At 75.3% G+C, this 5,279-nt stretch carries 6 protein-coding genes; 4 read left to right on the top strand and 2 right to left on the bottom strand.

Annotated elements, in window-relative coordinates:
* On the bottom strand, positions 1-446 hold a 446-nt coding region (gene ftsL / locus LE181_RS28665), incomplete at its 3' end, for a cell division protein FtsL (RefSeq protein ID WP_225664421.1).
* Positions 443-1,402, bottom strand: a complete 960-nt coding sequence (gene rsmH / locus LE181_RS28660) for a 16S rRNA (cytosine(1402)-N(4))-methyltransferase RsmH (protein WP_225664420.1) — start codon at positions 1,400-1,402, stop codon at positions 443-445. The genes ftsL and rsmH, both read right to left, overlap by 4 nt.
* A gap of 296 nt (positions 1,403-1,698) precedes the next feature.
* Between rsmH and LE181_RS28655 the strand changes: the two genes are divergently transcribed.
* From LE181_RS28655 to LE181_RS28640, 4 genes are all read left to right on the top strand, one after another.
* The gene (locus LE181_RS28655; protein WP_225664419.1) at positions 1,699-2,253 is read left to right on the top strand and encodes a beta-class carbonic anhydrase; all 555 of its coding nucleotides are present in this window, start codon (positions 1,699-1,701) and stop codon (positions 2,251-2,253) included.
* A gap of 169 nt (positions 2,254-2,422) precedes the next feature.
* A complete protein-coding gene (locus LE181_RS28650; RefSeq protein ID WP_225664418.1) occupies positions 2,423-3,421 on the top strand; it encodes an AAA family ATPase in 999 nt (332 codons plus the stop codon).
* Positions 3,421-4,770: a DUF58 domain-containing protein gene (locus tag LE181_RS28645; protein ID WP_225664417.1), complete on the top strand. Its 1,350-nt coding sequence runs from the start codon at positions 3,421-3,423 to the stop codon at positions 4,768-4,770. Before LE181_RS28650 ends, LE181_RS28645 begins: the two co-directional genes overlap by 1 nt.
* The coding region (locus LE181_RS28640) for a transglutaminaseTgpA domain-containing protein (RefSeq protein ID WP_225664416.1) at positions 4,767-5,279 on the top strand (513 nt) is incomplete at its 3' end. The genes LE181_RS28645 and LE181_RS28640, both read left to right, overlap by 4 nt.

Here is a 5,279-nt window from a genome sequence, read left to right as displayed (position 1 = left end):
GGCAGGACGGCGACGGGCGCGCGCGGCGCCAGGGGGGCGCGCGGGTCCGCGGGGGCCTCGTAGGCGGCGGGGGTGGCGGCGCCGCCGTGGGGGCCGGCCGGGGCCGGGATGCCGCTGACGGTGCCGTCGGGGTTGAGGAAGGCGGGGCTGCCGCCGGGGACCATGCCCAGCTCGCGGGCGCGGCGCTCCAGGGCGTCCGGGGCGGCGAGCTGGTCGACCTCCTGCTGCAGGGCCTGCTGCTCGTCGGTCAGCTCGGTGGTCTTGCGCTGGAGGCGGCTGAGGTCGAAGGAACCCTGGTTGAGGGAGGAGTTCAGCAGCAGCAGCGAGATGAGGCCGGAGCCGAGCAGCACCACGACCAGCAGGACGAAGGGGGTGCGCCGGGCCCCGGCGGCCCCGGCCGGCAGCAGCCGGCCCAGGCGGGCACCCCGGCGGGCCGCCGGGGTCACGGGATGTCCTCGCGGATGCGCTCGGCGCCGCGCAGCCGGGCGGGGGCGGCGCGCCGGTTCTCCGCGACCTCCTCCTCGGTGGGCAGCTCCGCACCGCGGGTCAGCAGCTTCAGCCGCGGCTGGTACTGCTCGGGCACGACCGGCAGGCCGGGCGGGGCGGTGTTCGCGGCGCCCGCGGCGAAGACGGACTTCACGATGCGGTCCTCCAGCGACTGGTACGACAGCACGGCGATCCTGCCGCCGACCGCGAGCGCGGCGACGGCCGCCGGGATGGCGGCCTCGACGCTGGCCAGCTCGGCGTTGACCTCGATGCGCAGCGCCTGAAAGGTGCGCTTGGCGGGGTTGCCGCCGGTGCGCTTGGCGGCCTGCGGCAGGGCGTCGCGGATGAGCTCGACGAGGCGGGCACTGTTGCTGAAGGGCTCCTTCTCGCGCTCGCGCACGATGGCGGAGACGATCCGCTTGGCCTGCTTCTCCTCGCCGTACGCGCGCAGGATGCGCACCAGCTCGCCCGGCGGGTAGGTGTTGAGGACCTCGGCCGCGCTGATGCCCGTGGTCTGGTCCATGCGCATGTCCAGCGGCGCGTCCTGCGCGTAGGCGAAGCCGCGGTCGGCCTCGTCGAGCTGCATGGAGGAGACGCCCAGGTCGAACAGGACGCCCTGCACGCGCGGGATGCCCAGCCGCTTCAGCACGTCGGGCAGCTCGTGGTAGACGGCCCGCACGAGCGTGGCGCGGTCGCCGAAGGGGGCAAGCCGCTCCCCGGCGAGCGCGAGGGCGGTGGGGTCGCGGTCGAGGGCGACGAGCCGGGCCTCGGGGAAGCGGGTGAGCAGCGCCTCGCTGTGGCCGCCGGCGCCGAGCGTGCAGTCGACGACGACTGCGCCGGGCTCGGTCAGAGCGGGGGCGAGCATGTCCAGGCAGCGCTGGAGCATGACGGGGACGTGTCGCGCGTTGCTGCTCATGCGCCCTTCTGAGAGGTACGGGGAGGCGCGGCGGCACGCACCGCCCGGGTCCCCGCCCGCTCGAAGGGGAAGCGGCCGCTTCGGCACCGCGGAAGGGGCACCGGAACGACCGGGAGCGGGAGGAGGCCGAGAGGGTACGTGCGCACCGCGCGCACGTGGTGGTTCTTCGGATCCGAGGGGAGCATCACGCCTCCCACTTCGCGCCACTTTAGTCCACTCGTCCCCTTGGTCAACCAACTGGCCAGCGCGTCACTCCGCGCGTGCGTCGCGGCCGGGGGCCGACTACCTTCATCCCTATGTCGATATCCGCGTCTCAGCCGCAAAAGCCCAGCTCCGGCCCCGGGCCCGACTCCCGCACGGTGACCGACCGTCTGGTCGAGGCCAACGCGAAGTACGCCGCCGCGTTCACCGACCCGGGCATGGACGCCCGTCCCGTCCTGAAAGTGGCGGTCGTCGCCTGCATGGACGCCCGGCTCGATCTGCACGCAGCGCTGGGCCTCAAGCTCGGCGACTGCCACACCATCCGCAACGCCGGCGGTGTGGTCACCGATGACATCATCCGCTCCCTCACCATCAGCCAGCGCGCCCTGGGCACCCGCTCGGTCGTGCTGATCCACCACACCGGCTGCGGCCTGCTCAACCTCACCGAGGACTTCCGGCACGACATCGAGGCCGAGGTCGGCCAGCGGCCGGCCTGGGCGGTGGAGGCGTTCAAGGACCTGGACCAGGACGTGCGCCAGTCCATGCAGCGGGTGCGCACCTCGCCGTTCCTCCCGCACCGCGACGACGTGCGCGGCTTCGTCTTCGACGTCACGACGGGCCTGCTGCGGGAGATCGACCCGCGGCCCTGACGGGACGCGCCCGGCGAGTTATCCACAGGCCGTGACGGGATGCCGCGCAGGCGGCAAGAATGCGTAGGGGCACCGCCTCCGCGACTGCGGGCGCGGTGTCCACGCCATGGGGTGGGCCGGTCCGTGCCGACGGGCCAGGGGCCCTTCGCGATGTGCCGAGGAGGGCCGGGTGACGACCTATGACGAACGAGCGGGCCTGAGCGATCTTTCCACGACGGCCGAGCGTGTCCGCAGGTCGGTCGAGGGTGTGATCGAGGGCAAGCCGGAGGTCGTACGGCTCTCGCTGACCGTGCTGCTGGCCGAGGGACACCTGCTGATCGAGGACGTGCCGGGGGTGGGCAAGACGATGCTCGCCAAGGCGCTGGCGCGCTCGATCGACTGCTCGGTGCGGCGCATCCAGTTCACGCCGGACCTGCTGCCGTCCGACATCACGGGCGTGAGCGTCTACGACCAGCAGCGCCGCGACTTCGAGTTCAAGCCGGGTGCGATCTTCGCGCAGATCGTGATCGGCGACGAGATCAACCGCGCCTCGCCCAAGACCCAGTCGGCGCTGCTGGAGTCGATGGAGGAGCGCCAGGTCACCGTCGACGGGCACACCTACGAGCTGCCGAGCCCCTTCATGGTGGTGGCCACGCAGAACCCGGTCGAGATGGAGGGCACCTATCCGCTGCCCGAGGCGCAGCGCGACCGCTTCATGGCGCGCGTGTCGATCGGCTACCCCAGCCCGGAGGCGGAGCTGCGGATGCTGGACGTGCACGGCGGCCCGTCCCCGCTGGACGACCTGCAGCCCGTCGCCCACGCCCACGAGATCGTCAAGCTGGTCGACGCGGTCCGCGCGGTGCACGTCGCCGAGTCCGTCCGGCGGTACGCGGTCGACGTGGTGGGCGCCACCCGGCACCATCCCGAGCTCCGGCTCGGCGCGTCGCCGCGGGCGACGCTGCACCTGCTGCGGGCGGCGAAGGCGGCCGCCGCGCTGGCCGGGCGGGAGTTCGCGCTGCCCGACGACGTGCAGGCGCTGGCCGTGCCGGTCCTCGCCCACCGGCTGCTGCCCACCGCGCAGGCGCAGCTGAACCGGCGCACGGCCGAGCAGGTCGTGCTCGACATCCTCCAGCGCACCCCGGTGCCCGACCCGTTCGGCCAGCAGCCGCCGGGCGCGCGGAGACTGTGATGCCGCCCGCCGGCCGCCCAAACGCCGCCGCGGGCACGGCCCGGGGCAGCCTGGGAGCGGCGCTGGCGGGGCTGACCACCCGGGGGCGCTCCTTCCTGGCCGCCGGGGTGGCCGCCGCCGGCTGCTCGTACGTCCTGGGCCAGGAGGACCTGCTGCGGGTCGGGCTGTTACTGACCCTGTTGCCACTGGTCTGCGTGATCGTGCTGCACCGCACCCGGAACCGGGTCACGGGCAGCCGGCGGCTGGCGCCCGCGCGGGTGCCGGCCGGGGCGGAGGCCCGCGTGGGCCTGCGCGTCGACAACGTCTCGCGCCTGACCACCGGCCTGCTGATGCTCCAGGACCGGGTGCCCTACGCCCTCGGGCCGCGCCCGCGCTTCGTCCTGGACCGCGTGGAGCCCGGCGGGCGGCGCGAGGTGTCCTACCGGGTCCGTTCGGGGCTGCGCGGCTGCTATCCGCTGGGGCCCCTGGAGCTGCGGCTGACGGACCCCTTCGGGATGTGCGAGCTGACGCGGGCGTTCAGCGCCCAGGACACGCTCACGGTCGTGCCGCGCGTGGACGCGCTGCCGCCCGTGCGGCTGGGCGGCACGGCGGCCGGCCACGGCGACGGCCGCCACCGCTCGCTCGCCCTGGCCGGCGAGGACGACGTCATTCCGCGCGGCTACCGCCACGGCGACGACCTGCGCCGGGTGCACTGGCGTTCCACCGCCCGCCACGGCGAGCTGATGGTGCGCCGCGAGGAGCAGCCGCAGCGGGCGCAGTGCACGGTGCTCCTGGACACCCGTGGCGCGGCCTACCCGGGGGCGGGGCCGGGCGCGCCCTTCGAGTGGGCGGTCTCCGGCGCCGCGTCTGCGGCGGTGCACCTGCTGGAGCGCGGCTTCGCGGTGCGGCTGCTGACGGACACGGGCAGCTCGCTGCCGGGGCCGGACGGTGCCGGCGGCTCCGCCCACGGCCCGGCGGAGACGGCCGGGCTGATGCTGGACGCCCTCGCCCTGATCGACCACTCCGAGGGCACCGGCCTCTCCCCCGCCCTCGACGCCCTGCGCACCGGCGGTGAGGGGCTGCTGGTGGCGTTCCTCGGCGAGCTGGACGAGCAGCAGACGGCGGTCGTGGCGCGGATGCGGCAGCGCAGCGGCACGGCGGTCGCCTTCGTGGTGGACGCCGCCGCCTGGGCCGGGCCGGCGGCGGGCGGCCGGGGCGCCGGGGACCGGCTGCGGGCGCTGCGGGAAGCGGGCTGGACGGCCCTGCCCGTCGCCCCCGGCGCGGCGCTGCCCGACCTGTGGCGGCTCGCGGCCTCGCCGGACGGCCGGGCCGCCGGTGCCCGCGACGGCACGGCGGGAGGCCGGTCATGAGCGGATCCGTACGGCTCGCGGTGGGCGCGACGATGGCCACGCTCACCGCGTCCTGCGCGATGCTGCCCCTGGTCGACCGGAGCACCTGGCTGGTGCAGGCCGCCTTGCTGCTGGCCGTCCAGTCGGCGGCCGGTGCGGTGGCCCGCCGGCTGACGCCCCGCCGGTGGCTGACGGTCGCCGTGCAGGCGCTGACGGGGCTGCTGCTGCTCACGGTGGTCTTCGCCCGCTCGCAGGCCCTCGGCGGGCTGCTGCCCGGGCCCGAGGTCCTCCAGGAGTTCGGCCGGCTGCTGCAGGGGGGCCTGGACGACGTCGGCCGGTACGCCATTCCCGCGCCGGCCACCCCGGCCATCAAGCTGCTGCTCGTGGGCGGGGTGCTGCTGGTCGGCCTCGTCGTGGACGCGGTGGCGGTCACCTTCCGGGCGGCCGCCCCGGCGGGCCTGCCGCTGCTCGCGCTGTACTCGGTCGGCGCCGGGCTGGCCGAGGGCGGCTCGGACCGGCTATGGTTCCTG

The sequence above is a fragment of the Streptomyces sichuanensis genome, from assembly GCF_020328095.1.
Classification (GTDB): domain Bacteria; phylum Actinomycetota; class Actinomycetes; order Streptomycetales; family Streptomycetaceae; genus Streptomyces; species Streptomyces cinnamoneus.
Note: the sequence above shows the minus strand (reverse complement) of the source record. Positions and strands in the feature narration are given on the sequence as shown.

What these genes read in the sequence shown, in the direction of transcription:
- rsmH (WP_225664420.1), bottom strand. Translation starts at nt 1,402, where the DNA reads ATGAGCAGCAACGCGCGACACGTCCCCGTCATGCTCCAGCGCTGCCTG.
- LE181_RS28655 (WP_225664419.1), top strand. Translation starts at nt 1,699, where the DNA reads ATGTCGATATCCGCGTCTCAGCCGCAAAAGCCCAGCTCCGGCCCCGGG.
- LE181_RS28645 (WP_225664417.1), top strand. Translation starts at nt 3,421, where the DNA reads ATGCCGCCCGCCGGCCGCCCAAACGCCGCCGCGGGCACGGCCCGGGGC.